This is a genomic window from Rhodoplanes roseus (assembly GCF_003258865.1).
GTDB classification, from domain to species: Bacteria; Pseudomonadota; Alphaproteobacteria; order Rhizobiales; family Xanthobacteraceae; genus Rhodoplanes; species Rhodoplanes roseus.
The window spans coordinates 9,668-10,651 of record NZ_NPEX01000207.1 but is presented as its reverse complement, the minus strand read 5'-3'; the positions used below and the strand labels follow the sequence as shown (position 1 = coordinate 10,651).

Here is a 984-nt window from a genome sequence, read left to right as displayed (position 1 = left end):
GCTGCGCGGACGCCCGACCCTCCCCCTCCAGGGGAGGGTAAAGTTTGCGAGGCCTCGTGACTTCCTCCCGTTCGGAGATCGGCAAGACGCTTTTCGACTACGGCCCGGGGCTCACCGGCGCCGTCGCGTTCGCGGGCGCCGACGTGCTCACCAAGGTGGCGCTCGGCACCGGCGCCGACGTCGTCACCCTGGCGACGGCGCGCTCGCTGCTCGGCATCGCCCTGATCGCGCTGTGGATCGCGGTGGGGCCGACGCCGATCCCGCTCACCACCGACGAGCGCCGCACCGCCTACGGCATGGGCGTCCTCTACGCCGGCATCATCTTCTTCATCTTCAAGGCCATCGAGCTGTTGACCGTGCCGATGGCGATCCTGGTCTACTTCACCTATCCGATGATCACCGGCATGGTCGGCGCCGCGATGGGCATCGAGAAGATGAGCTGGCGCGGACTCTTGGCCGCCGCCGCGGCGTTCGGCGGCCTCGCCTTGATGATCGGCGCCTCGCCGTCCGAGCTCTCGGTGCCGGGCCTCTTGTGCATCGTGGTGGCGATCGTCTGCCGGGTCGCCGTGCTGGTGATCAGCCGCATGCGGCTGATGAAGGCCGATGCGCGGCTCTCCACCTGGTACTCGAACCTCGCCACCGCCACGCTGTTCGGGGCCGGCTCGCTGGTCACGCTGCACTTCGCGCCGCCCGTGGTGCCGATCGGCTGGCTGTGGATTCTGCTGCTCGGGGTGACGACCACCACGGGCGTCGCCGTGCTGTTCATCTCGACGACGCGCATCGGCCCGTTCCGCACCGCGCTCACCATGAACCTGGAGCCGCTGCTCGCCACGCTGCTGAGCGCGATCTTCCTCGGCGAGGTCTTCGCCCCCGTCCAGGCGATCGGCGCCGCCGTGATGATCGCCTCGCTGTTCGCCTTCCAGCTCAGGCGGTAGCGGCACAGCGCCGCCCGCTGTCGTCCCGGGGCGCCGCGAAGCGGCGAGC

1 protein-coding gene is annotated in these 984 nt (G+C 70.0%); it reads left to right on the top strand.

Annotated elements, in window-relative coordinates; genetic code table 11:
• Positions 1 to 56 precede the first annotated feature (56 nt).
• Entirely contained in the window at positions 57 to 935 is an 879-nt protein-coding gene (locus tag CH341_RS22735) for a DMT family transporter (protein ID WP_170149766.1), read from the top strand.
• Positions 936 to 984: the final 49 nt, after the last annotated feature.